Source organism: Pinibacter aurantiacus (genome assembly GCF_019130065.1).
Taxonomy (GTDB): Bacteria; Bacteroidota; Bacteroidia; order Chitinophagales; family Chitinophagaceae; genus Pinibacter; species Pinibacter aurantiacus.
Genome location: NZ_JAHSPG010000018.1, coordinates 103,968 through 129,180 on the forward strand (window position 1 = coordinate 103,968; position 25,213 = coordinate 129,180).

The 25,213-nt window shown below is 41.3% G+C and carries 20 protein-coding genes; 9 read left to right on the forward strand and 11 right to left on the reverse strand.

The genetic code is table 11. From position 1 onward, the window contains the following. The first annotated feature begins 198 nt into the window (after positions 1-198). Positions 199-2,355 carry a carboxy terminal-processing peptidase gene (locus KTO63_RS24225; protein WP_232373325.1) on the forward strand — a complete coding sequence of 719 codons (2,157 nt, stop codon included), beginning with the start codon at positions 199-201 and terminating at the stop codon, positions 2,353-2,355. 188 nt (positions 2,356-2,543) lie between these two features. Here KTO63_RS24225 and KTO63_RS24230 read toward each other — a convergent pair whose 3' ends face one another. Further along, entirely contained in the window at positions 2,544-3,056 is a 513-nt protein-coding gene (locus KTO63_RS24230) for a DinB family protein (RefSeq protein ID WP_217794559.1), read from the reverse strand. A 226-nt stretch (positions 3,057-3,282) separates the two neighbouring features. Between KTO63_RS24230 and KTO63_RS24235 the strand changes: the two genes are divergently transcribed. Next, complete coding sequence (locus KTO63_RS24235; protein WP_217794560.1) at positions 3,283-4,749, forward strand: GMC oxidoreductase; 1,467 nt, start codon at positions 3,283-3,285, stop codon at positions 4,747-4,749. Between the two features lie 81 nt (positions 4,750-4,830). Continuing rightward, positions 4,831-5,271, forward strand: a complete 441-nt coding sequence (locus KTO63_RS24240) for a twin-arginine translocation signal domain-containing protein (protein WP_217794561.1) — start codon at positions 4,831-4,833, stop codon at positions 5,269-5,271. 91 nt (positions 5,272-5,362) lie between these two features. Here the strand turns inward: KTO63_RS24240 and KTO63_RS24245 are convergent, their stop codons facing one another. The 7 genes from KTO63_RS24245 to KTO63_RS24275 form a co-directional block, all read right to left on the reverse strand. After that, positions 5,363-6,553, reverse strand: coding sequence for a BamA/TamA family outer membrane protein (locus KTO63_RS24245; RefSeq protein WP_217794562.1), 1,191 nt, complete (start codon positions 6,551-6,553; stop codon positions 5,363-5,365). Positions 6,554-6,662: 109 nt separating this feature from the next. Beyond that, positions 6,663-7,835, reverse strand: a complete 1,173-nt coding sequence (locus KTO63_RS24250; RefSeq protein WP_217794563.1) for a BamA/TamA family outer membrane protein — start codon at positions 7,833-7,835, stop codon at positions 6,663-6,665. 92 nt (positions 7,836-7,927) lie between these two features. Continuing rightward, positions 7,928-8,968, reverse strand: a complete 1,041-nt coding sequence (locus KTO63_RS24255) for a hypothetical protein (protein ID WP_217794564.1) — start codon at positions 8,966-8,968, stop codon at positions 7,928-7,930. A 229-nt stretch (positions 8,969-9,197) separates the two neighbouring features. Next, positions 9,198-10,772 (reverse strand): arylsulfatase, encoded by a 1,575-nt coding sequence (locus KTO63_RS24260; RefSeq protein WP_217794565.1) that lies wholly within the window; start codon positions 10,770-10,772, stop codon positions 9,198-9,200. A gap of 58 nt (positions 10,773-10,830) precedes the next feature. Continuing rightward, positions 10,831-11,805, reverse strand: coding sequence for an HAD family hydrolase (locus tag KTO63_RS24265; RefSeq protein WP_217794566.1), 975 nt, complete (start codon positions 11,803-11,805; stop codon positions 10,831-10,833). Between the two features lie 135 nt (positions 11,806-11,940). Next, the gene (locus KTO63_RS24270; RefSeq protein WP_217794567.1) at positions 11,941-12,243 is read right to left on the reverse strand and encodes a transposase; all 303 of its coding nucleotides are present in this window, start codon (positions 12,241-12,243) and stop codon (positions 11,941-11,943) included. A gap of 154 nt (positions 12,244-12,397) precedes the next feature. After that, positions 12,398-12,973: a DUF4136 domain-containing protein gene (locus KTO63_RS24275; RefSeq protein WP_232373326.1), complete on the reverse strand. Its 576-nt coding sequence runs from the start codon at positions 12,971-12,973 to the stop codon at positions 12,398-12,400. A 566-nt stretch (positions 12,974-13,539) separates the two neighbouring features. Here KTO63_RS24275 and KTO63_RS24280 point away from each other — a divergent pair. Together KTO63_RS24280 and KTO63_RS24285 are read left to right on the forward strand one after the other, a co-directional pair. Beyond that, on the forward strand, positions 13,540-14,568 hold the full coding sequence (locus KTO63_RS24280) for a DUF481 domain-containing protein (RefSeq protein ID WP_217794568.1): 1,029 nt from the start codon (positions 13,540-13,542) through the stop codon (positions 14,566-14,568). Between the two features lie 248 nt (positions 14,569-14,816). After that, positions 14,817-15,494: an NUMOD4 domain-containing protein gene (locus KTO63_RS24285; RefSeq protein WP_217794569.1), complete on the forward strand. Its 678-nt coding sequence runs from the start codon at positions 14,817-14,819 to the stop codon at positions 15,492-15,494. A 219-nt stretch (positions 15,495-15,713) separates the two neighbouring features. Here KTO63_RS24285 and KTO63_RS24290 read toward each other — a convergent pair whose 3' ends face one another. Continuing rightward, the gene (locus KTO63_RS24290) at positions 15,714-16,670 is read right to left on the reverse strand and encodes a DUF2279 domain-containing protein (protein WP_217794570.1); all 957 of its coding nucleotides are present in this window, start codon (positions 16,668-16,670) and stop codon (positions 15,714-15,716) included. 183 nt (positions 16,671-16,853) lie between these two features. Between KTO63_RS24290 and KTO63_RS24295 the strand changes: the two genes are divergently transcribed. The 4 genes from KTO63_RS24295 (at position 16,854) to KTO63_RS24310 (ending at position 22,017) form a co-directional block, all read left to right on the forward strand. Next, a complete protein-coding gene (locus KTO63_RS24295; protein WP_217794571.1) occupies positions 16,854-18,578 on the forward strand; it encodes a phospho-sugar mutase in 1,725 nt (574 codons plus the stop codon). A 257-nt stretch (positions 18,579-18,835) separates the two neighbouring features. Then, complete coding sequence (locus KTO63_RS24300) at positions 18,836-19,084, forward strand: type B 50S ribosomal protein L31 (protein WP_217794572.1); 249 nt, start codon at positions 18,836-18,838, stop codon at positions 19,082-19,084. Positions 19,085-19,405: 321 nt separating this feature from the next. Beyond that, positions 19,406-20,086 (forward strand): SDR family NAD(P)-dependent oxidoreductase, encoded by a 681-nt coding sequence (locus tag KTO63_RS24305; RefSeq protein WP_217794573.1) that lies wholly within the window; start codon positions 19,406-19,408, stop codon positions 20,084-20,086. Positions 20,087-20,229: 143 nt separating this feature from the next. Then, positions 20,230-22,017 carry a chloride channel protein gene (locus tag KTO63_RS24310; protein ID WP_217794574.1) on the forward strand — a complete coding sequence of 596 codons (1,788 nt, stop codon included), beginning with the start codon at positions 20,230-20,232 and terminating at the stop codon, positions 22,015-22,017. A 400-nt stretch (positions 22,018-22,417) separates the two neighbouring features. Here the strand turns inward: KTO63_RS24310 and uxuA are convergent, their stop codons facing one another. Both uxuA and KTO63_RS24320 read right to left on the reverse strand, forming a co-directional pair. Beyond that, positions 22,418-23,584, reverse strand: a complete 1,167-nt coding sequence (uxuA, locus tag KTO63_RS24315) for a mannonate dehydratase (RefSeq protein ID WP_232373327.1) — start codon at positions 23,582-23,584, stop codon at positions 22,418-22,420. A 443-nt stretch (positions 23,585-24,027) separates the two neighbouring features. Beyond that, positions 24,028-25,062 carry a LacI family DNA-binding transcriptional regulator gene (locus KTO63_RS24320; RefSeq protein ID WP_217794575.1) on the reverse strand — a complete coding sequence of 345 codons (1,035 nt, stop codon included), beginning with the start codon at positions 25,060-25,062 and terminating at the stop codon, positions 24,028-24,030. Positions 25,063-25,213 lie beyond the last annotated feature (151 nt).

Here is a 25,213-nt window from a genome sequence, read left to right on the forward strand (position 1 = left end):
TGCTGGCAACTGGCTACCCTGTTTCAATTTTGCAACCCGACCAAATATTCTTCCGGTTTTTTCGTTAAACATTTCACTCTTCATTACCGTTCATAATATTCTGGCAAAGACGTTGTTAATATGTAATTCATTTTACAACAAGCCATTAATTTTATTGTTATTTTTGGAGAGAAGTGTATAAAATGTACAATTTGTTGAATGAAAAAAGTGCTTCAATTTATGTTTAGTAAAAGAAGTTTGCCGTTTTTAATAGTGGTGTTAGCAGGCGCATTATTTATTGGTTTTCAATCTCTGGGCACAAAGGGTCACAATCCTCCCACAAAGTATGAGAAGATACTCCATAATGTAGGTGAAATGCTGGACCAGGTTCACTACAGTCCGAAAGCAATTAATGATAGTTTTTCAAGGGAAATTTTCAAGAAGTATTTAGTGGCGATCGACCCGGACAAAAACTTTTTCCTGCAATCTGACATCAATCAGTTAAAAATGTACGAGACCAAACTGGATGACGAAATCCTGGGCGGTCCTGTGCAATTTGTTCCTGCCGTGGCTGAGATCTTTAAGAAAAGAGTTGCCGAAGCAGATTCCATTACCAAACTGCTGCTGTCAAAACCCTTTGACTTCAAAGCAAACGAAGAAGTGGTACTGGACGCAGAAAAACTTGACTTTCCAAAGGATGAGGCGGAAAGAAAAGACATGTGGCGCAAACGCCTGAAGTACATGGTGCTTGAGCGCTATGTGGATATGCAGGACACACAGGAAAAAAACAAAGCGAATGATAAGGACAAAACTGTTGTGTTAAAATCTAACGAGCAGCTGGAATCAGACGCAAGGGACCGTGTGCAAAAAATCATGAACAAAACCTTCGACAGGTATAAATTCAAATTTTCTGTGGACGATCAGTTCAATACTTATGTGAACACGATCACGACTTCAATGGACCCACACACAAGCTTTTTCCCTCCTGTAGATAAAAGGTATTTTGATGAGCAAATGAGCGGTCGTTTCTTTGGTATCGGTGCTTCCCTTCGTGAAGAAGATGGCGGTATTAAGGTAATGACGCTGGTTACAGGTAGCCCGGCATGGAAATCCGGACAAGTTGCTGTTGGCGATATCATTGCGAAAGTGGCGCAAGGAAATGGTGAGGCAGTTGACCTTACTGGTTATGCGGTTGAAGATGCTGTTAAACTCATCAGAGGTGATAAAGGCACAGAAGTAAAACTTACGTTGAAAAAAACGGACGGAAGTATGAAAGTTATTTCTCTTATCCGTGATGAAATTGTACAGGATGAAACTTTTGCAAGAAGCACGATTGTAGATAATGGTAAATCTAAAGTTGGTTATATATATCTGCCAGAGTTTTACGCAGATTTCGATAATCCTAAAGGAGCCCGCTGCTCTGCAGACGTTGCAAAAGAGTTGATAAAACTAAAAGAACAAAACGTAGATGGTGTGGTGCTTGATCTTCGCAACAATGGCGGTGGTTCATTGTTTGACGTTGTTCAAATGGTTGGATTGTTTATTGAAGATGGACCTATTGTACAGGTGAAAGACAGAGATGGCAAGCCAAGCATTTTGCGCGATCGCGATAAAAACATTTTGTATGATGGCCCGTTGGCTGTAATGGTAAATGAATTCAGTGCTTCGGCTTCTGAGATCTTTGCTGCTGCTATCCAGGATTATCATCGCGGAGTGATTATTGGCAGCACATCTACTTACGGTAAAGGAACTGTTCAGCGCAATATCGGTTTGGATAAAGAAACCGGCATGTTCTCTTCCAATAGTGAGTTGGGAACAATAAAGTTGACTTTACAGAAGTTTTATCGCATCAATGGAGGTTCCACACAGTTGAAAGGCGTAAGCTCTGATGTGGTGTTGCCTGATGTATTTGAATATTCCAAACTTCGTGAAAAGGATGATCCTGATGCTTTGCCTTGGGACGAAATTCAAAAAGCAGATTACAATACATGGAAACCGGGCTTTGATATGAACATTGTTTATAACAACAGCAACGGCCGCGTAAACAGCAATCCTGCATTCAATGAAATTAAGACAGACACCAAATGGCTGGCTGATCAAAATGATAAAGTATATTCTTTGAACATCGATAAATTCAGAGAAGAAAAGAAAAACATCAGCACTACAGTTAAGAAGCTTGAGGCTTTGAACAAATTGCCGAAAGAACTTGATGTAGTTACGCTTCCTCAGGACGCAAACAGATATGCAAATGATAAGGACCGCCAGGATCGTTTCAAGCAATGGCAGAAGTCTTTGAAGAATGACATTTACCTGAATGAAGCGGTGAACGTAGTGAATGATATGGTGGTACAGAGGAACTTAGCGAAAGCGAAGTAGAGAATGGAACGCAGATTTTCATGATTGTTATGATGTAAAATGATTTTAATCTTTTGGCAAAATCTTAATAAAGTAAAAGCCTCCGAAAGTTCTTCGGAGGCTTTTATATTTACTCAAAAAGATCATTAAGAATCATGACAATCATGAGGATCCGCGTTCTCTCTCAATTTTCAACTTTCAATTCTCAATTACCCCAAGTATCTCTCCTTCAAAATCCCTATGTGGTGCTGCACGTGGCCGGTGCACATAAACCCAAGCGCAGTAACGTTGAGGTGGTTATTATTGGCGGTTCCGCTTAAGAGCCATTGTTCTTTTGTAAAAGAATTAAACATGGCAATATTTGCTTTCCTGAGGTGTTTAAATTCTTCAATCATATCCTTCCATTTTCTTTGATCGACAGGTGTGTTGTCGCCCCAAACATTTTCGTCGAAGCCAGACAGGTTCACTCCCTCGTTTTTGGAGAAACGAAGCGCTCTGTATGCAAAAACACGTTCTGTATCTGTCACGTGTTGTAAAACCTGTTTGATAGTCCATTTGCCTTCTCCGTATGCATAGTTGACCTTCTTGCGGGGAATACGTTTCAGCAGTTTAAGAAATGATTTCAAATTGTTATCAAGCGCTTCCATTGCGTCATCTTCTTTCACTACATCGATGTAGCGTTTGAAATACTCAGCTGATACGACGTTTGTTTTTGTGGACATAGTGGTTGGGTTTGAGGATTTAAATTAATAATTAATAATGAATAATTAATACAAGGCCTCACGGGCTCGAAGTTCATACCTGCGGCTGCAGCTGCCCACGGTCATATTCGATCGGGGTGAAAGCTCTATTAATTCTTAATTATTAATTATTAATTCCAAAAACCTTAAACTATATTTGAGAAGCAGGCTGCGCCTGCAATAACCAACACCTATAAACGCAAATTGAATGGGCGCGACCAAAACAACTTACGATCTGATTGTTACGGGAACCGGTTTTGCTTCAACCTTCTTTCTAAAAAAATATCTCGAAAAAAGCGGTCCCGATAAAAAAGTGCTTGTCATTGAACGTGGGCAGCTTTTTCCATATACGGACAGAATTGCTTTTGCACAGGGCAAAAATCCAGTGTATCTCGATAAAATGGAGTCACACGATGATTCATTTATCAACACCAATAAGGTGAAGCCTTGGTTGTTCGATGTAAACTTTGGCGGCAGCAGTAATTGCTGGTGGGGATGTACGCCGCGCTTTATGCCCAATGATTTTGCAATGAAAACATTGTATGGTCAGGCGATCGACTGGCCTATTACTTACAACGATTTGGAACCATATTATTGTGAAGCCGAAAGCATCATTAATATTGCGGGTCCTGAACACACTCCGTTTCCCAAAAGCCAACCATATCCATTGCCGGCGCATGCATTGAGTACAGTGGATTTGAAAATGCAGAAAGCCTACGGCAACACGCAATGGGTGAGCCAACCCGCTGCAAGAGCAAGCAAGGTATTGAGTACACGTAATGCCTGTTGCAGTTCTTACACTTGTAACCTGTGTCCCGCAAATGCAAAGTTTACGATTGAAAATGGTTTACGCAATACCGTGTACACAGATCCCCGCGTGGAGCTGAAAGAAGGCTTGCAAGTATATAAAGTTGAGTTTGCAGGCAATGTAGCAAAGGGGGTTGTGTGTGTGAACAGATTGCATCCTGATTTAAACAACCCTGAAGTATTTGAAGGAAATATCATAGCGCTTGGCGCAAATGCGATTTTCAATCCACATATTTTATTGAGCAGCGGTGATAAGAATCCCTTTGTAGGAAAGGGTTTGAGTGAACAGTGTGGTTTCTTCACAGACATTCATATAGGTATGTCAAACGTTGGTGGAGGTTCATCTATTTCCGCAAACGGCTATATGCAGTACGATGGTGACTTTAGAAAAAACGGCTCGTCTGTTCTCATTGAAAATCACAACCAGGCATTTGTGAGAAATGAAAAAGGGAAGTGGCGCCACATGGCAAGGTTCAAGTTTGTGCTGGAGAGTATTCCTGACCTTACCAACAATGTGGTAAAGCTCAGCGACAATCCATTGAAACCACTTGTGGAGTACAAAGAGCTGAATGATTACGTGATTAGTGGCAGAAAAAGAATTGAAGATGAAATGCACAAAATATTTGCACCGCTTGATATCGAGGAAGTGCTGGTAGACAAAGCATACACAGATACAGAATGTCACGTGCTTTCATCTGCAAGAATGGGTAAGGATGCTTCTGAAAGTGTGGTGGATAAGCACATGATCCATCATCAATACAGAAACTTGTTTGTGCTCGGTGGCAGCGCCTTTCCAACTATTTCAGCAGCTAATCCAACACTTACAATATCTGCGTTGTCATTGATGTCGGCGGATAAGAGTTTCTAGTTGATAGTTGTTAGAAGTTGAAAATTGAATATTTCTGGGTGCGCAATTATTAATTCTTAATTATTAATTATTAATTGAAAAATGGCAAGTAGAAGAAAATTTTTAAAATTAACTGCAGGCGGTATTCTCGCACTGGGAGCGGGTTATGTGGGTATAAAGAGTTTTTCTCCTTTTAGAAAAGTAATTGTTGATATACTGTACGAAGACTTGAAGGGACTGAAAATAAAACAAGGTGACATTGAAAAGTTTGCAGATAAAGCGGCTGAAGTGAACCCATGGCATTTCAATGCGAAGAAACAAAAGTTAATGGCTGCATACGGCCCGATCAAATGGATGCCATTGCCTTTCAAGAAAGAATACAAACTATACAGAGATGACGTCGTTTCCCGCTTTCTTTTATCCACTAATTTCTTTACAAACAAAATGGACGAAAGCAAAGAGATTGCTTACATGGGCGCCATCTGGGGACCGTATAGCACACCGTGTTTGAATCCGTTTAGTTCGATGTTTTACGCGGCGTAGGAGTTGAGAGTTGAGAGTTGAAAGTTGAGAGTTGTTAGGAATTACAACAGACAACGAACTCTCCATTCTCCATTCTCCACTCTCAACTTCTTCAAAATGCTTCTCCGAAATCAACATAAAATCCTCTCACTCCATGTGGGCCAAAGCCGCAGTCGATGCGAAGGTTGGTATTGTTCTTAGTATCTACGCGAATACGTAAACCGCCACCGTAGGAGAGCCAAAAGCCGCTTGGCTTTAGATGGCCGTAATAATCCGCAACACGCCCGGTACCTATCCAACCTGCAATGCCAAAGATGTTCCAGACAGGCATTCGATATTCTATCTGAGCATCAACCAGCACTTTGTCGCGAATGGCGCCTTCGTAGTAACCACGCATTTTTTTATCGCCACCCATTTTTGCCAATTCAAAAAATGGGACGGTGCCTGATGTGTAAGTTGTTGTTGCCTGCGCTGCAATAATATGTCTTAACCAGGGGTTGAAATACGTTCTGCCATCCAATTCAAACTTTATGAATTGATACTTGCTGCCCATCCACGGTTCATAAAAGAGAATATCTGTTAGAATGAAATGACCGTTGTATGGATTATATCGGTTATCGCGGCTATCATAAGCCATTGAAAGCCCAGCGCCAATGCAGGTTCCGCCTTCTGTGCCAGGTATGTTGTTCTTAACGAGATAGCCAGTGCTATCAACTTCAATTTTGAAATAGTCCGCGATGTCAAGTGCAGCACCGAAGTATAAATTTTTCGCAATGAGGCGCATTGGGTTGGTAACAAATTTTATACGATCTACTGAAACTTCTTCTTCATTATCCCTGGTTACATCATTGCCAATGCCATAAATGTATTCAGGTGTTCGTTTATAGTTAATGTAACTTATGATGAGCCATCTGTTTTTGTCGAAACTAAGATCATTTGCTATAGATGCATTGATTCGTCCCTTTGTGGAATAGGAGACGACTCCTGAAATTCTCGAAGGCTTAGAGATAGTATCTTTCTTTGAAAGGTTAAAAAGATTAAACTTCGCAAGCCCCAGCGTAGTGCCCGCTTCGGTACTATAAGATGCGAGAGGGACAGGAATTATCTTAAACAGTTTCTCTGCCTTCTGATTAAATTTATCAAACTTGGAAGAATCCTTTTTTAATGTGTCAGCCGGTGGAGATGTGTTGTCTTTGGAAACAATAGTGGTGTCCTGCGCAACGCTTATAAAGGAAGACAATAGCATTAGCGCCACGAGATGAATAGAATAAGGAAAAATATTTTTACAAAGCCTGCATAGCATAAATATTCTTCAGGGTTAATAGAATGTATTGAGTTATGAGTTGTGAGTACTGAGTATATGCTACATTTCATTTTTAGCGTTCCAGTCATTTTCAACTTTCAATTTTCCATTATTTCAGCCAATTGCTCCCAAACACTATATAATACGCCCAGTCTGAATTACTGAACGCTACGTCAACACCCATTCTTAATCCGAATTTTCTTGCGATCAGATAGCGAAAACCTGTGCCGTAAGTATATACCCATAAAGAGCTGCCAAAATCTTTCCATTCATCAAAAGCCTTACCAGTACCACTGTATAGCATGATGCTCCACCTTTTGTAAAAATCCCAGCGTGCCTCTAATTCTGTAAGTATATCAGCATTGCCCTGGTATCTTGCTGTAGGTACGCCACGCATGTCGAGTGAGGGCTTCAAATAAAACGGTTGATCACCAAAAGACTGTTGCCCATCAACACGCCAACCCCCGACTAACTTTTTAGAAATAGTTTTATAAGCATACATGTAATAGTTCAAGTGCCAGTAATCATAGTCACTGCCGAAGATATTATCTGATCTTATGGCATCGAAGTGAACTTTAAAACCTTTGTTGGGGGTGAAAGTATTGTCTCTGTTATCTAGCTCAACTACTGCCCCGAGCTGACTCACAATGCTTGAATATTCCTTAGGCGTGACAAAATCCGGCGGTAGTAAATGGCTGCCCGTATATTCTACATCTGTTTTAAGAAAAAGATATTTTAGACCAGCGTACCAATGAGATACGCCTATTCTTTTAGTGGCTTGCAGTGCAATAGGGACGGTTTTCATGTTAAAGTCGAATTTCTTTTCGCCAACTGCAGGCAGCGTTCTGTAGAAGGACATGTTTATATTTCCGTAAGCACCGAAGACCAGATATTTGATCCTGCTTTTAACAAATGTTCCGGAGCGAAAAGCACCGGCGAGCCAGGTGTTGTTGACAGTATAAAATGCCAAACCACCTGTAAGAGACGGTGCAACAGGTGTTACAACCCGCTTGCCATCAATAGAATCGATATATGGTCTTTGTTTTTGTATAAATACCGGGGCAATACCTCCGCCGAAACCACCTATCGCAGGCTCAGTAATAATAATGGGGATGGGTATGAAACCATTTGCGTCGATCAGGTAGTCACTTACGTCAAACGCACCGTCGAGGGAGTCTTTCGTTGAAATTTGTTTTTTGTTATGTTGTGCATGCAGTGTAGCACAAATAAATGTGAAGAGGACTAAGCAAATTATTTTCCTGGTATAGATAGTTTGTAACATCAAGTTCGTTTATTTACTAATGTTCAATAGAAATTCTAACGTTGAAGTGTGCGACGCAAGAGAGCTTCATACTAACACTACTGCTGAGTTCATCAATGCTTCTTAAACATTCTGAACCTATAGTTAGCCGAAAGTAGCAGCGACGAACGTCCGCCCAAAAATCCTACTTCGGTTCTTACCTGCCAGGAGTGACTAAACTGAAATTGTCCGCCTACGCACATGCTCCATTCAGATGTTGGTCGTTTGTTAAGCGAGTAGTGAACGATAACGTCTTTGTCTCCTCCGTCGGTTATTTTATTAATAACGGCTTGCGCCAATTGTTTCATTACAATTTTTTGAGCAGGAGTGAGGTTCTGGTACCAACCAGCTGTTTCGTTTACAATGCTCTCCATGTCAGAAAGAGATGCATCGGTTTTTAGGTCGGCAAGATTGATGGAACCTTCTGTTGTTCTGTTAATAAAAAATCCCTGCGCGCCTACCCACACGGCAATGCTTCTGTAGGGTTTATCTTTCATCAGAAAATTTTTTCCAAAACGTGCATCAACCATGTTGGCGCTTATGGTTCCGGAAATTTTGTCCATGTGCGTCCACGTGTGGTTGAAATCAATAATGCTTATAAAGCCGTGATAACCGGCTGCAAAAGTTGTTCCCAATCCAAATGTGTTGCCATGGAACTTTGCATTGGTGTTCATTACAAATGGCTCGACAATTGAAACATTTGTTTGCGCCGTGCTAAAACCGCCAATAGCATACAGATCCAGGAATGGCAATATCCAAACATCTGGCCTCACGGTTACAGATTGTGTTTTCGCAACAACGTCGCCAAACTTTATGAACTCCAGTGGCACGGGTTGCATGTCGTTAAATCCAACCTTCAAATCGCTTATCAGCACTTTTTGTTTGGCAAAAAGTGTGTTCAGCATTATGCCACTGTTGTAGGGCAAATCAAAACCCTTTCCTGAAGCCCTTTTACCCAGGATTGGCATTGTCCATTTGTAGTCAGAGTTTTTAATACTATCCACATATGCCTGCTGTTTAGGCCCGTATTTTGTACCGGCTCCGGCTTGCGCCAACACATTGTTTGCATGAATCGAAACAGTAAGGATACATAGACCCGTAAGCAATTTCTTCATTTTGTGTGATCTGGTTTTATAGCGTAGGGTTTGTGGGTCAACACATTTTAAAGACCATGGCCCCCGAGAATTGTACGTCTTGCGACCAGGGGGCGATTTTTATTACAAAATCAAAAGTTCAAAAACAGTCATCTATGTTAATAGTTTAAACAACAGATAGCATTATGAGAATGTCACAATGCTATCTGTACGATCGACCTGTTAATTCTTAAATCCTAATTCTTAATTCTTAGTTGGGTCTTGTCATTTTCTCTACGTCCTTCAATCGCTTCAGCGCATCCTGTTGACGCAACATTCCATAGTTAATGCCAGCTGCATTAAGCGAACTGCCTTCCTGGTAAGGATATTTATCAAAGTCGGAGAAGAAGTCTTTTATCACTCCCTGGACAGGTACAATGAGCCACATTTGCCTGGCGAGAAATTCAAGAGCTCCACCGCCTTCTTCCATTCCACGTTCATATGGGTCCATACGTAGGTTTGCAATTAATGACCAGGCTGGAGTTTCTCTCACACCTGTTGCTATATTGCCATTCGCCATTGCAAAACTTAACTTCCAGTCTTCATATCGAATAGCGTTAAGGTTTCCTCCCTGGTCAAAATACAATAGCCTGTCGCGTGGTCCTTTTGTTACCTTACCCTGGAAGTATGGCATGAAGTCATAACCATCGAGGTGAACTTTAAAAGATTTGCCGGCACCACTCCAGCCAGTCATCATTTTTTCTTTAACGCCCGGAGCGCCGGCAGCATCGCAGAGCGTAGGGAACCAGTCAAGCAAAGAAATGATGTCATTGTACACCGTTCCAGGTTTCACAACGCCCGGCCATTTCACCATCATAGGAATGCGCATACCACCTTCCCATGTAGTACCTTTTTCGCCTTTGAACGGCGTCATACCACCATCGGGCCATAGCGCGAGTTCCGCACCATTATCTGTTGTGTACACAACAATGGTGTTATCATCTATTTTAAGATCTTCCAGTAGTTTCAGCAGTTCCCCGATCATTGCATCGTGTTCTGCCATACCATCTGCTTCAATGCCTTTACCAGTCTTGCCCATTGAAGCAGCTTTCAGGTGCGTGAAGATGTGCATGCGTGTGCTGTTGAACCAAACAAAGAACGGTTTGTTTGCTTTTGCATTTTTATCAATGAATTTTTTTGCAGCGCCTAAAAATTCTTCGTCAATAGTTTCCATTCTTTTACTTGTGAGCGGACCTGTGTCTTCGATTTTACCATCTGCAGTAGAATGAATAACTCCGCGAGGGCCATATTTCTTTCTGAACTCAGCATCTTTCGGATAGAAATAACCTTCGGGTTCTTCTTCTGCATTCAGGTGATAAAGGTTGCCAAAGAATTCATCAAACCCATGTTTTGTCGGCAAGTGTTCATCACGATCGCCAAGGTGGTTTTTACCAAACTGGCCCGTAGCATAACCTTGCGCCTTCATTACATCTGCAATGGTTGGCATCCAGCTTGTAATACCATGCGGATCGCCGGGCATGCCGATGGTTAACAGGCCTGTGCGGAAAGGCTCTTCTCCAAGAATGAATGATGCGCGGCCCGCTGTACAACTTTGCTGGCCGTAGGCGTCTGTAAAGATGGCGCCTTCACGGGCAATGCGATCAATGTTGGGCGTTTTATAACCCATAATTCCCATTGTATAAGCACTGATTTGTGATATGCCAATATCATCACCGAAAATCACCAGGATGTTTGGCTTCTTCTGTGCATAGCTACTTGTCGCTGTGAGGATGCAAAAAAATGCAATCGTCAACGCGAAAAGATTTGTTTTTGTTCGTTGTTGCATATTTGGTATTGATTTGGTTTGGGAAAAGATTTCGAGAGGTTCTTAGGTCGTCAACACTTTAGTTTGTTGCAAAAATTGTTTTCCAGTTTCCCTTCATGCTTACTACGTGCCAGCCGTATTTTTTTGCCCAGTTCAAAGACTTGTTGTCTTTTTCCTGGTAGTAAGCTTCCCGTTCCTTGTCATCATGATTTACGATCAGTTGATAGGAAGGGTATTTCCCTCCTTGTGAAAACCGCAGCATGTACACATCTCCGGCACCGCCTTCATTGCCACAGGCAAATATTGGCCGCTTGCCAATGTGATATTGAATACTAACGGGTTTAACCTGTTTGTCGTTGAATGTTGCCAGCTTAGGCAAGCGATAAATATCGTTGATGCCTGCGCTGTCTTTATACACATAAACAAATGTGGAACCTATGACTTGTTCAGGAGGAATGCCATAATATTTTATTGAAATGGCACGCATAAAGTCAACAGTGCCGCCGGAACAGATGTATGTTTTAAATCCATTGGCACGCAAGTATTGAAGAAGTTCTACCTGTGGCTTGTAAACAAGGTCTGCAACGGATTTACCATTCGGAGCTTTTGCATTTGCAAAGAAATCTGCTACCTGTTTTTCGTATTCATCCTCTGTCAGGCCGGTATGAGTGGCCACTACCAGTTTTATAAGATCTTGTTCAGACATTTTTTGGATATAGGCCATGTCATTGGATGCAATTGCCTTGTATGGTTGCTTTTGTTTTAGCGAAGGATTTTTTTCGACCATTTGCTTTGCACGATACATGGCAAAAAGCCCTTGTATTAATGGCTTTTCGCACCATAGCGTGCCATCGTTGTCAAATGTTGCCACGCGATCTTCTACAGGAACAAATGTAGAAGTGCCATCCATTGTAACACTTTTTACAAAAGCTATGATACTGGCCTTTAAAGTATCATCATTCCATGACGGCAAAGGATCGTCCTGTGCGAATGAAATCCTGGAGGATACAATACAAGTAAGGATAAGGAAAAGAGTAATGATATTCTTTTTCATAATTATTCAATTGAAGGAATTGACAACAGATCCAGGCAGGGGGCTTTATAGGTACTGTTTTGCGGTGAAAATTTTAAGAACCACCGGGATTGTTTGATTACAAGCCCGGTAGTTCTTTTGAAATGGTTGGAGATGCTATTTGTTATTTTTGTTTTGCTTGCTGATTTTTTCTTCCTGTAGTTCTATTTTTAATGCCTGGTTCGCAATGATCTTTTTTAAGGTAGCATTTTCCTCGAGCAATTTTTTTATCGTGCTCTGCGATTGAACATCAGAAGGATTTTTATCGTCACTTTCCTGTTGATGTTTTTCTTTCCACCGGTGAAAAACGCTGTATGACAGCTTATACTTATGCAGCGCCTGCGAAATGCCCGAAAGTTCTGCCTCGTTCAGAATTTGCTGTTTTTCCTCTTCAGTAAATTTTCTTCTTTTGGCAGGCATAGGCTGGGCTTTTATCCTGTGAAAAATTTATGAGAAGTGAGCAATGCCAAATGCTCAACGCTCAACGCTTAATGCAGTTATGATACATTAGGCGTTAGGCATTTGGCGTTATGCGTTACCACTTACATTAAAGGATGTTTTCGCTCGCCAATTGCTATTTCTTTGCTGGTGCCAAGCCCGGAGGGAAGCTTTCCATGATTTTTTGTACTGCCAATGGAATTTTTGTATCAGGGTCTTTGATTGGTTTGTCGATCTCTTTGTTACCAATACCTTCCCACAGAAGGTTTTTGGTTTTTGCATCAACTACTTCAATGATCACAGAACCATCTTTGTATTCCTGCACGTTATAAGTTGTATAACCTGTTGCGCCCATTCCTCCGCCCCAGCCATATGGTCTGTAGTAGCCACCATAACCATAGTAGTTTGTGTTAGAACTAACAGATTGTTTGTCTTTCAAAATGGTCACCGAATTTACCAGCAGATCAGCATCAGCGGCTTGTGTAAAACCTTTTTTAGTCATCTCAGCAATGATGGCATTGTCGATGCGGTTTTGGTTAAGCTGGCTAATGGATTGTTTGCTTGGGTCTGGTTTTACCAACGCAAATGTTTTGTACTGGGAGAAATTTGCGCTCTTGTCATAGTCGCTTGTCACCTTTATTGTAGGGCCGCATGACGTCATAACAAATCCTGCAACAGAAGCAGTTAGAAACACAAGGAGGATCTTTTTCATATTTTTTTGTTTTGTGAAAAAAGAAAAGATGGAATTTATAAAGTAGTTGTATTGTTTAGATTTAAACTAGTGTGTGTATTAAATAGGGTAGTGATTGCACAGACTGTTTTTGTTAACGAATAGGGTACGGCGTAAGCACTAAAGGGACTTTATGAAAGCTATCTTATCGACTCGTATTGCGATCTGGAGGACACACTATTTTACGTAAATCAGTGTTGCCCGTACACAATGACCTAATCAACAAGCAACTCTTCAATATGTTCAAACTTTTTTTCAATTAATATAAAATTGTCAATATCAGGGGCTACGTTGTTTTCTGCCGTGGTTTCGGATGTTCATGCATGTATAAACGCCTAAACCATTATGATTTAGAATTGTTGATTAGTTTTTAGCAAGGGTTGAAGAATATGAAGCGTGAATTTTTTGCGCTTAGAGATAGATATCTTACAACAATAGGTTTTAGAAATGGTTTACTTTAAGATAGTTTTTACCGGAAATAATTTTTGCGTACCGAAAATGAAAATGCGCTGTTTCGTCCATATTATCTGATTTAAATAACCGACTGAATGTTCATCCGCAATGCTTTGCTTTTTTTACTGGCTGCTATTATTTATCTGCCTTCATCGGCTCAGCAAAAGGATTCCATTTTTCTGAACAACGGTCAGATTCTTATCGGTAAAATTGAAAACGCCAGCCTGGGCGAAGTAAGCATTGACGATATTGATCTGAAAATGCAAAATGTGAAGCTGTACAAAATCAAACGGATCGTAACTTTTACCCGTGTTAAAATAGAGATGGTTGACAAACGTATTCTTTATGGCGTACTAAAGCCTTCCTTAAAATTGAACCATGCCGAAATATTATTAGATGACAGCACCACCATTACTGTTCATTTGACGGAGATAAACCAGCTGATAACCCTCGAGCGGAATTTTTTTCAACGACTGTCGGGCGATTTTTCATTGGGCTTTAGCTATGCGAAGTCGAGTGGGGTGGGACAGGCATCCATCAGTGCGCAGGTTCAATACTCAACACCGGCATTTGAAAACATGTTATCCATGTCATCCATTTCTTCTATTGATACCTCCCATTTTTCCCGTGACCAGGGAAATATTGCACTTTATTCGGGCTATAATATTAATTCGACCATATTTGCGGCGGGGATGTTGCAGTATCAGCGCAATCTCGAGTTGGCCATAGCCCGTCGTTACCAGGAAATGCTGGGAGGAGGCATGAAATTCTTTGTAAGGGAAAACTGGCAATTGCAAGGACTTACTGGGCTTGCTATAAACCAGGAGAAAAGTACTGATGAGGGTGCATCGTCTGTTGTGACACTTGAAATACCGGTTATGGTGCGCTTCAATCTATATAAGTTCAGGCACCCAAACATCCAGATTACTACAAGCCAGGCGCTGTATTTCAGTTTGACTGACAAAGGCCGCGTTCGTTTTGATGGGAACACAAGCTTCTCATGGCAGCTCATTCGTTATTTTTATCTGAAGATCAATCCATATACCAACTACGATAGCAAGCCCCCCGCGGGTTCCAGCAATTTTGACTATGGTATTACAGTGGGGATTTCCTATAAGTTCTAATGACTGAGTAACTGAATAACTGAATAACTGAATAACTGAGTAACTGAATGGCAGATTAGCTGAATCATTGAATTATGGAATGATTGATGGTTGAAACCACTTTTGCAAACCTGACCTTCAAACCTTCAGTTACTCAGTTATTCAGTCATCCCCTACATGAAACTACCTAGAAACATGGATTTTAGCGCGTTCGCAAAAACGAAGCAAATAGTTTGATAACTTAGCCTTGTATTAAAGCCTGATTAGACTTGAGTAGCACAAAGAACTATCCGTTTCAAAACAAGTCGCTAACTAATATTCGCAATGAGAAATGGAAGGATATTCCCGGATTTGAAGGCATTTACCAGGCTTCAAGTATGGGGAGAGTTAAATCTCTAGACCGTATCATTTCGCACCCGCGATTAAAAGAGCAATTTGTTGAGGGGAAAATATTAAGCCAGTCGATTGCTGAGAATCGCAACATCAAAACCGGTGTTCCCATGGTTGACCTGCGTGTAAGCCTGAGCAGCGAAGGCGCGCAATACTACTATAACACGAGGCGCATTATCTACATAACTTTTGTTGATCCCAATCTTGATTACAGTAAAGATGAATTGTACATCATCAATAAAGATGGTGATGGTTACAACAACCGTCTTAGCAATTTAAAAGCTGTAACAAGAAGTGAAAAACAAAAGCGCGTGTTTGAAAGGGGACGCCACGACACCTATTTAAAAACTGCTGACCGCTCTAAATGGCCCAAAAATTACGGCGGGTATACTCGTCGCAAACCAGTTAAGCAATACCTCAAAGGTAGGCTCATAGCCCGTTACGAAAGCGTTAGCGAAGCTGCAAGACAAACCGGCTGCGACGAAAAGGGAATCATTTTAACTGCCAAGAATGTGCATCATCAGTGTGGAGGGTTTAAGTGGAAATACAGCAAGTAGGAACTAGAAATTAGGAATTAGGAACTAGTTCTGTGCCGCATACAAACTATTTGTCGGCATTCAATAAATTAAAAAGGGGACTTGTTCGTTTGAGCAAATCCCCTTTTTAATTTTCAAACAAGAAGTGAAATCTAATCGCTACTGCTCAAAAACGTAATTCGATTATCCATATGATACTGCACTAGAATTCCTAATTTCCTAACTCCTAATTTCTAATTCCTAAAAATACAGCCAGTGCCCCCTAAGCTTTCCCTGGGAATTTAACTCCAACGTCGGTGCAGGAAATTTTACCGCGTTCAACGCAAAGAAAACACTACGAAGCAACTTACTCTTCGTTCTTATTTTGGTAAAATCAATGTCAGGAGCGATATAGAAACGTCTTACACGGGGATAACTTGTATAGTCATACGCATGGCCATTGTCGTCCGTCCATTTATTTTCATAAGCACCCAACATAAGATCGGAGCTGTAACCAAACGAAACGTTCAACCATTTCGGAATGCGGCTCTCTTTCCAAAAGGAATGTAAGTTTGCACTCAACCAATATGTTTGTGAATTATAATCTTTCAAAATTCTTTCGCCTGGCCCGCTGCCAAAAAGATCGTTACGGCGAGCAATGAGATCTGCAGGATATTTATAAGGGTAGTAGCTGAATTTTATTTGCAACCGCTGTTCGTGCCAGCCTAGTTCCTGTGCTACAAATGAACCTGCGCCGAGTGTATTAGCGGCCATGTCACCCCAGCTAAATCCCCATTCTGAAGAGAACCCATCCTGAATTTCAATCACACTTTGATATGCCAGGGCACTCGCGCCGCCCAGCCAAACGCTCGTTTTATCTTTTAGTCCGGACCATCGCCACGCTTCTGTTGAAAGGCGCGCTATCTGGTAAGCTGTCCATGTGTGGCCAGCCTTGTCCATTTGGTTCCATTCGCCGTTATCGTTAAAAAAATGAAAATGCTCTTTCGGGTAATCTGCATACCATGCTTTGTTCAAAGCTACATATGTTCCCACCCACAGGCCCACATGTGCTCCTGTGGTGATCCAAAATTTTGTTTTATTAAATGTAGAATGTGGAATGGAATCTTCAGATTGAGTCTGTGCGAAGCTCTGAAAGCTACACAATGATGTTATCCCCAGCAGCAACAAAGCCGTCAATAGTTGTTTAATCTTCTTCATTAGGAGGCGGAAAAATAAAAAATAAACGAATCACATCTCTTATTTGACGCAGCGATTAGCACTTTTTTTGCAAAGATTCATTTTTTGTTCATGGCATTGTGTTTGAATATCACCTATTTTTGTCGTCTTCGGACTAATTTGATAATGTAATATTTTTAAATAAGTAAAAGTAAAATATAACATATGGATGCCGCGATCAATGAAAAAGTCAACTCATGGTTAAATGGTAACTATGATGAAGCTACAAAAAACGAAATCAAAAAAATTGCATCAGAAAATCCGCAGGAATTAGCAGAATCATTTTACCGCAGCCTCGAATTCGGAACGGGTGGACTTCGTGGTATCATGGGCGTTGGTACCAACCGCATGAATAAGTACACGGTTGGCATGGCAACGCAGGGTTACGCGAACTATCTTAAGCAACAATTCCCAAATGAAGAGATCCGTGTGGCAATTGCACACGACTGCCGCAACAACAGCCGCTTTTTTGCTGAAACAACAGCGAACGTGTTTGCTGCAAATGGCATCAAGGTATTCTTGTTCGAAAGCCTTCGCCCAACGCCGGAACTTTCATTTACCATAAGATTAAAAAAATGCCAGGGTGGTGTGGTTTGTACAGCGTCACACAATCCTAAAGAGTATAACGGTTACAAAGCTTATTGGAACGATGGCGGCCAGCTGGTGCCACCGCACGATAAAAATGTGATCAAAGAGGTGGAGAAAATCGCTTCTGTAGACGAAGTGAAATGGAGTGGTGGAGAAGCAAACATCACAATTGTTGGTAGCGAAATAGATGCTCAGTACATCAACATGGTAAAAGGCCTGAGCGTTTACCCAGAAGTAATCAAACAACAGCACGACCTTAAAATCGTTTATACTTCCATCCACGGTTCAGGTATTAAACTGGTGCCGGATGTATTGAAAGAGTTTGGTTTTGACAACGTCAATATCGTGATGGAACAAGCGGAGCCTAACGGCAATTTCCCGACGGTTGTTTATCCAAACCCTGAAGAAGCCGAAGCAATGAGCATCGGTTTGAAAAAAGCAAAAGAACTGGATGCCGATATATTATTGGGCACCGATCCCGATGCTGACCGCGTAGGCATTGGTATGAAAGACAGACAAGGCAATTGGGTGCTTATGAACGGTAACCAAACGGCTGTATTGGCGTTCAACTACATGATCGAAGCACGTAAAGTAAAAGGTTTGGCTCAGCCAAATGATATGGTGGTGAAAACCATCGTTACCACGGATATGATCAATGAAATCGCCCGTCAGAGTAATATCAACTGCTATGATGTGCTGACAGGTTTCAAATGGATCGCAGAATTGATCAAAGAAAAAGAAGCCAAGGAAAATTATATCGTCGGCGGTGAAGAGAGCTATGGCCTGATGATTGGCGACAAAGTACGCGATAAAGATGCGGTAAGCGCCGTTGCATTGCTTTGCGAAATGGTGGCTTACGAAAAGAACAAAGGCAGAACGCTGTACGACAAATTGATTGATCTGTATGTGCAATACGGCTTCTACAAAGAGCGCCTGATTTCTATAACAAAAAAAGGAATGGACGGCCAACAGCAAATTGCGGCTATGATGGAGACTTACAGAAGCAATCCTCCAAAAGAGATCAACGGCGTGGCTGTTGCTCAATTGCTGGATTACGAGAAATTGGAAGGCAAGAACCTGCAAACAGGCGAAACCTGGAAAATCACTTTGCCAAAAAGCAATGTGTTGCAATTTATCCTGGCAGATGGCAGCAAAATTTCTGCAAGACCAAGTGGTACCGAGCCTAAGATCAAATTCTATTTCAGCGTGAACACGAAACTGGCAAATGCTGCTGATTTTGAAGCGACTGAAAAGACTTTGGACGCGAAAATAGACGGGATCATTAAGGATATGAAGCTGTAAGAAAGTAAAAAGTCAAAAATAAAAAGTCAAAAATTTTTAGGTGCTGCTTTGTTATTAACAATGATGCACCTGGAGTTTTTGACTTTTGAATTTTAATTTTGACTTAGAAATGTTTAGGTGTAATTGTTTGATAATCAATACCGGACTTAAAGTTTTTTACTTTTGATTTTTTACTTTTGCCTTCTCTTCGTATCTTTGCAATCCAAATTTTTATAAGTATACGGCAAAATCCGTATGCACCTTAAAATCAAAGAATTATGAAACAAGGTATCCATCCAGCCGCGTACAAATTTGTTGTATTTAAAGACATGAGTAACGGCGAGACATTTTTAGGTAAATCAACTGCCCATTCTAAAGAAACTATTACCTGGGAAGACGGCAAAGAATATCCGGTTATTAAATTGGAGATTTCTAACACTTCTCACCCTTTCTTTACTGGTAAGAACGTGTTGGTTGATACAGCAGGTCGTATCGACAAATTCAAAAAGAAATACGCGAAAAAATAGTTTCAGCAGTTTCTACAAAATATTATCCCGGAGTGCACACTCCGGGATTTTTGTTTTAGGACCATTGGCACACAGATGACACTGATTGAACTGATTTACGCAGATATATTTCACGCGGCGAACGCATCGGAGCAGCGACGCCGCGGTTCAATAACGTTGATGTCAACATTTGAGCCTTGATCGATGTCCGTTGCGACGCTCCGTTCAACAGAAGTAATGCTAATCAGCAATAAGCAAAACAAAATCAGTGTCAATCCGTCCAGTCCGTGCCATCGGTGTGCTAAAGAAAAAATCAGTATTTTAGTTGCCCAAGCATTAAACATGAAGAACATCATTGTAACGGGAGCAAATGGCAACCTTGGCGTTGCTGTGGTAAAAAAAATATTAGCTGAAGGCAACAGAGTAATTGCCGTGGGATCATCAGGAAATACCCTAGGCTTTGCAAGAGACAACAGCAATTTCGAACTTCACGATATAGATCTCACCAAGCACGAAGATGCGTGGACATTCAGTGAAACTGTTATCGAAAAATACGGACAAATTGATGGAGCTGCATTGCTTGTAGGTGGTTTTGCTATGAGCAATATAAAAGATTTGCAGTTTGAAGAGGTGGAAAAAATGATTCGCCTGAACTTCGCTACTGCATTCAATGTGGCCAAGCCATTGTTCAATCACATGCTTGCAAATAATAGTGGTAAAATAGTCTTTGTTGGAGCAAAGCCAGCGCTTGAGCCGCACATGGCAAAAAACATGATCGCTTATTCATTAAGCAAGTCATTGTTGCTCTCCTTCGCAGAAATTTTAAACGCGTCTGCCGAAGGCAAAAATGTAAATACATCTGTAGTCATTCCACAAACCATCGACACTCCACAGAATAGGAAAGATATGCCAGATGCTGATTTCAGCAAATGGTCAAAACCAGAAGACATCGCAGAAGTTTTCTCATTCATTTTTAATGAAAAGTCGAATGTGGTAAAGCAAGCGGTGTACAAGTTGTATTAAATCAAATTAATAATTAATAATTAAGAATTAATAGTGTAGCAGCAAACATGTGAGCTCATTGCTCTTATTTGAGTGTCACAAATCATATCGCAAACTGCCCTATTAATTATTCTTTATTAATTATTAATTACTAATCTTGCTGTATGAAACAAAAATTAAAAACAGCATACAGTTCACTCTTCGCCTATTTGCGGGAAAAGGTGAATCGTGTGCAGTATATAATGATTGTAGCGAGTTTGGTTGGGTTGTGTTCGGGGTTGATAGCAGTTCTTTTAAAAACAACAGTTCACTACATTGAAAAATGGATCAGTGAAATTCCATTGTCGCGTTTTTCTTATCTCCTGTTTCCCGGTTTGGGATTGCTGATTACAGTAATTATCATCTACAAATTTTATGGCGGTCATATAGAAAAAGGAATAGCGATGGTGCTTCGGTCCATCGCAAGAAGATCGTCTTTTATTCCCTTCAGTCATACTTACATGCATGTAGTAACGAGCTCTGTCACCGTCGGGCTCGGAGGGTCTGTTGGGCTGGAGGCGCCCATCGTTGCGACAGGTTCTGCTGTTGGTTCCAATCTTGCACGCATTCATCAACTCAATTACCAGGAAAGAACATTGCTGATAGCATGTGGCGCCGCGGCAGGCATTGCTGCTGTGTTCAATGCGCCGATAGCGGGTGTAATATTCGCCATTGAGGTGTTGCTGGCAGAAACGATCATCAGCTATTTTATCCCGTTGATAATATCGGCTGTAATCGGAGCGCTGTGTTCAAAGATCATTCTGAAAGAGGATATTCTTTTCAACTTCGTTTTAAAGCAAACTTTTAATTATTACAATGTTCCGTTTTATATATTGCTTGGCGCGTTGTGTGGTTTCATTTCTTTATACTATGCAAATGTGTTCAAGAGGGTAGAACATAAAATGCACGACTGGCATTTAAATCCATATGTAAAAGCGTTGATAGGTGGATTGTTTTTGTTGATCATTTATATTTTATTTCCGACACTTTTTGGCGAAGGATATGATAGTGTGAAATTGGTGGCAAATGGCGACAGTAACATTATTCACGACAATACAAGACTGTTCGCATTGATGAGCCACGAGTGGGCGGTAATTATTTTTGTGGGAGCCGTAATGCTGTTAAAACCAATCGCTGCCGGTATAACCATTGGTAGCGGCGGAAACGGCGGAAACTTCGCGCCATCACTGTTTGTAGGTGCATACCTTGGATTCTTCTTTTCCAAATTGCTGAATGCGACAAAATGGTTTGATACACCCGTTGGAAACTTCAGTCTTGTAGGCATGGCGGGTGTATTGAGTGGTGTAATGTATTGTCCACTTACAGCGATATTTCTTATCGCTGAAATTACAAGTGGCTACGAACTCATCATTCCATTGATGATCGTTTCCTCTATGTCATTTTTCATTGTGAAGCACTATCAGCCATATTCAATGGAAACGCGAAAGCTTGCAGTAGAAGGCCAAATATTTACACACAAACGTGAACAGAATATTTTGACATCGATTCAGCTAAGCGATATTATCAGGAATAACTATCAAAGCATTTCCATTGATAGTTCACTGCGCGAACTGGTGGAAATGATTAAGCTAAGCGATAAAAACATATTTGCAGTAGCAGACAGAAAAGGAAATTTCATTGGCATTGTAGAGTTGAATGATGTAAAAAAACAGATGTTCAATCCGGAGTTGTTTGACAAAGTGGGCATTCGGCAGATCATGAAAAAATCGCCGGATGTTATCTACGCAGGTGAAAGCATGACACGCGTAATGGAAAAGTTCGATCTCACACATAGCTGGTATTTGCCGGTATTATCTGAAGATAGAAAATTCGTCGGCTTCATTTCCAAAACAAAAATATTCGAGCAATACAGGCAGATTATTTCTGCGCAAAGCGACCTTTATGATAGTTGAGAGTTGAGAATTGAGAATTGAGAGTGGAGAGTTGAGAGTGCATGTGTCGCCTTATAAGTTTTTTGAAAGTTGGGTGGCACAGGGGATTACCCTGTAGAGACGCGTTGAACGCGTCTCCGCAGAAAAACGAGCACACCGGTTCGTGAAGACACGAATTGAGGCTGCGGGAATAACACTACGGATTGCAAGACCTGACAGGTTTTTAAAAACCTGTCAGGTCTTTGACTTTCGCGACTAATATTTATACCCAAAAAAAGCCCCGGCAGATGAAAACTGCCGGAGCTTTATATTCAGTTGTTTTAAATTGAAAATTCAAACACTCAACAATGAAGAATTAATTTCGCAGGTAACATACCCTCACTCTCAACTCTCCACTCTCCATTCTCAACTCTCAACTAGTTCACAACGATCTCGCTATCCCCAACTCCAACCCCCTCAACTCCGCTATGCCTCTCAACCTGCCGATTGCAGAGTAGCCCGGGTAGGTTGTTTTCTTCAAGTCATCCAGCATCTGGTGACCATGATCGGGACGCATCGGAATAGAGTGATTTCTTTTTTGCATTAGCAAAACAATTTCTTTAACTACGGCAAACATATCAACGTCGCCGTCGAGGTGATCCGCTTCAAAGAAATTGCCTTCCGCATCACGTTTGGTGCTGCGAAGGTGAATGAAGTGAATATGATCTCCGAGACGTTTTACCATACCCGCCAAATCATTGTCACTACGCACACCATAGGAACCTGTGCAATAGCACAAGCCATTTGCAGGCGAAGGTGCCGCATTGATCAATTCCATTGCATCTTTTTCGGTGCTTACAATACGCGGCAAGCCGAGGATAGGATAGGGAGGATCGTCTGGATGAATGGCCATTTTCAAACCTGCTTCTTCAGCAACCGGAACCACCTGTTGCAAGAAATAAAACAAATGTTGTTTCAGTTTTTGCGCATCAATGCCTTCGTATGTTTTTAATGCTTTTAATATTTGCTCTTCTGTAAATCTTTCTTCACTGCCTGGTAAACCGAGCAATGCATTTTTGTACAATGTCTCTTTTTCTTCGGGAGTCATTGTTGCAAATCTTGTTTTCGCTTTGCTGATTTCTTCTGCAGTATAATCAGCCTCTGCGTTTGGACGTTTTAAAATAAAGAGATCAAATGCAATGAATGCTGATTTTTCAAAATAAAGCGCCTTACTGCCATCGGGCATTACGTAGTTGATCTCCGTGCGCATCCAGTCGAGAATAGGCATAAAGTTGTATGTAACCACCTTTAAGCCACAAGCTGCTACGTTGCGCAGACTCACTTTGTAGTTCTCGATATATTGTTTGTAATTGCCGATTTGTTTTTTAATGTCTTCATGTACAGGCAAGCTCTCAATCACTGTCCAGGTAAGACCTGCACTTTCCACTTGTTGTTTCCTTTTATTGATTTCTTCCACTGTCCAGATATCGCCGACAGGTACGTGGTGCAATGCCGTAACCACGCCAGTACAACCAGACTGCCTGATGTCCCAAAGGCTCACAGGATCATTTGGACCGTACCAACGCATCGTTTGTTCCATTAATTTCATGAGAAGAAGTTTTGAGTTCTAAGTTATGAGTTATAAGTTTTGGGTCTGAGTTCCGGGCAGCAAAACTAAAGGATTGCAATATTAAATAGCAAAGGAAATTTATTGTTTATCGTTGGAAACGTTCCCGGGAGGGTAAGTCAAAGTAAAAAGCAAGAAGTAAAAAAGTGGTGCGTCATTGTTCCATAGTACTTGCTGCCGCGGTTCGTGTCTTCACGAACCTGCTATAGTGCAAACAAATGGTTCGTGAGGACACGAACCATGGCACTGGGCTGATGTGACTCGCCTATAAATTTGACAAGGCTTCGACAAGCTCAGCCCGACACGCTACTTGTGCTGTCAGGCTGAGCTTGTCGAAGCCCTGATAAACAAAAAACCTATCGGTACAAAAATCGTTAACTAGCCGGGAATGAATTCTTAATTCCTAATTCCTAATTCTTAATTTCTCACTGCCCTTTTCCTTTCAAGCTCGACGCTCTCACCACAATCTCCGAACGCAGGATAATCTTGTTTGTAGTGCTGATATTGCCATCGCCGGTAAGGTGGTCAATCAGGTTGCGCATCGCCATTTCGCCCATTTCATAACATGGATAATTAACAGTAGTAAGATGCGGTTCCACAATCTTCGAAATAGGATCATTGTTGAATCCGGCGAATGCGATGTCGCCGGGAATGGAATAGCCCGCAGTTTTAATGATTTGCATGCAATTCGCCGCACACACGTCGTTGGCTACGAATACAGCATCGGGTTTGTTGGGCATCTGCAATATTTTTTTGCCGAGTTCTTTACCAGCTTCTTCACTAAGTTCGTTAACGATTAAAAGTTCGTCCTGGAACTCAAAGCCTGCATCGCGCAACGCATCTTTGTAGCCACGGCATCTTTCCGCATATACATTTCGGGTAAGATTACCCGCAATGTGCATGATGCGCTTACAACCCTCATCAATCAAATGTTTGGTAATGTCGTAGGCGTTGCGGTAGTTATCAATAATAACATTCAGGCTGCGGCTGTCTTCGTACACACGGTCAAAGAAAACGACAGGAATATTTTTATCAAAAAATACATCAAAGTGTTCCATGTTCTCCGTGTCGTAAGCAAGCGAAACCAACAGACCATCCACGCGGCTGTTAAACATTGTGATGGTATTTGCGATCTCTTTTTTTACCGATTCCAGCGACTGGCTTATGATAAGATTATAGCCATTCTCGTTGGCAATTTTTTCCATACCTGCGATAGCGGAAGAAACGAAATAACTGTTAAGTTTGGGGACAATTACACCGATGGTGTTTGTTTTTTGCTTTCTCAGATTCCTGGCAAAATTGTTCGAACGGTAGCCCATTTCTTTAGCGGCTTCCTGTACCTTTTTCTTGGTAGACTTACTAATGCCGGGATGATCCTTCAAACTACGGCTAACAGTGGCTGCGGATATCTTCAAATGCTTGGCAAGGTCATATATCGTGATCTCTTTGTCTTCTTTCATCTGGAATTTTCATTTTATTATGGTCAGATGGAATTCGTCCCGCGCCAACGGCAGGCGGGACTCATTTCATACAATCGTTTGCGTATTGATTCTGGGTACTAAATTAACTTTTTTTTGAAATTTTTTATGCAATCGGTTGCAAATACAAAAA

Bases quoted from the DNA above. Each gene is read 5' to 3' on its own strand.
- KTO63_RS24225 (WP_232373325.1), top strand. From the start codon at position 199: ATGAAAAAAGTGCTTCAATTTATGTTTAGTAAAAGAAGTTTGCCGTTT.
- KTO63_RS24230 (WP_217794559.1), bottom strand. From the start codon at position 3,056: ATGTCCACAAAAACAAACGTCGTATCAGCTGAGTATTTCAAACGCTAC.
- KTO63_RS24235 (WP_217794560.1), top strand. From the start codon at position 3,283: ATGGGCGCGACCAAAACAACTTACGATCTGATTGTTACGGGAACCGGT.
- KTO63_RS24240 (WP_217794561.1), top strand. From the start codon at position 4,831: ATGGCAAGTAGAAGAAAATTTTTAAAATTAACTGCAGGCGGTATTCTC.
- KTO63_RS24245 (WP_217794562.1), bottom strand. From the start codon at position 6,553: ATGCTATGCAGGCTTTGTAAAAATATTTTTCCTTATTCTATTCATCTC.
- KTO63_RS24250 (WP_217794563.1), bottom strand. From the start codon at position 7,835: ATGTTACAAACTATCTATACCAGGAAAATAATTTGCTTAGTCCTCTTC.
- KTO63_RS24255 (WP_217794564.1), bottom strand. From the start codon at position 8,968: ATGAAGAAATTGCTTACGGGTCTATGTATCCTTACTGTTTCGATTCAT.
- KTO63_RS24260 (WP_217794565.1), bottom strand. From the start codon at position 10,772: ATGCAACAACGAACAAAAACAAATCTTTTCGCGTTGACGATTGCATTT.
- KTO63_RS24265 (WP_217794566.1), bottom strand. From the start codon at position 11,805: ATGAAAAAGAATATCATTACTCTTTTCCTTATCCTTACTTGTATTGTA.
- KTO63_RS24270 (WP_217794567.1), bottom strand. From the start codon at position 12,243: ATGCCTGCCAAAAGAAGAAAATTTACTGAAGAGGAAAAACAGCAAATT.
- KTO63_RS24275 (WP_232373326.1), bottom strand. From the start codon at position 12,973: ATGAAAAAGATCCTCCTTGTGTTTCTAACTGCTTCTGTTGCAGGATTT.
- KTO63_RS24280 (WP_217794568.1), top strand. From the start codon at position 13,540: ATGTTCATCCGCAATGCTTTGCTTTTTTTACTGGCTGCTATTATTTAT.
- KTO63_RS24290 (WP_217794570.1), bottom strand. From the start codon at position 16,670: ATGAAGAAGATTAAACAACTATTGACGGCTTTGTTGCTGCTGGGGATA.
- KTO63_RS24295 (WP_217794571.1), top strand. From the start codon at position 16,854: ATGGATGCCGCGATCAATGAAAAAGTCAACTCATGGTTAAATGGTAAC.
- KTO63_RS24300 (WP_217794572.1), top strand. From the start codon at position 18,836: ATGAAACAAGGTATCCATCCAGCCGCGTACAAATTTGTTGTATTTAAA.
- KTO63_RS24305 (WP_217794573.1), top strand. From the start codon at position 19,406: ATGAAGAACATCATTGTAACGGGAGCAAATGGCAACCTTGGCGTTGCT.
- KTO63_RS24310 (WP_217794574.1), top strand. From the start codon at position 20,230: ATGAAACAAAAATTAAAAACAGCATACAGTTCACTCTTCGCCTATTTG.
- uxuA (WP_232373327.1), bottom strand. From the start codon at position 23,584: ATGAAATTAATGGAACAAACGATGCGTTGGTACGGTCCAAATGATCCT.
- KTO63_RS24320 (WP_217794575.1), bottom strand. From the start codon at position 25,062: ATGAAAGAAGACAAAGAGATCACGATATATGACCTTGCCAAGCATTTG.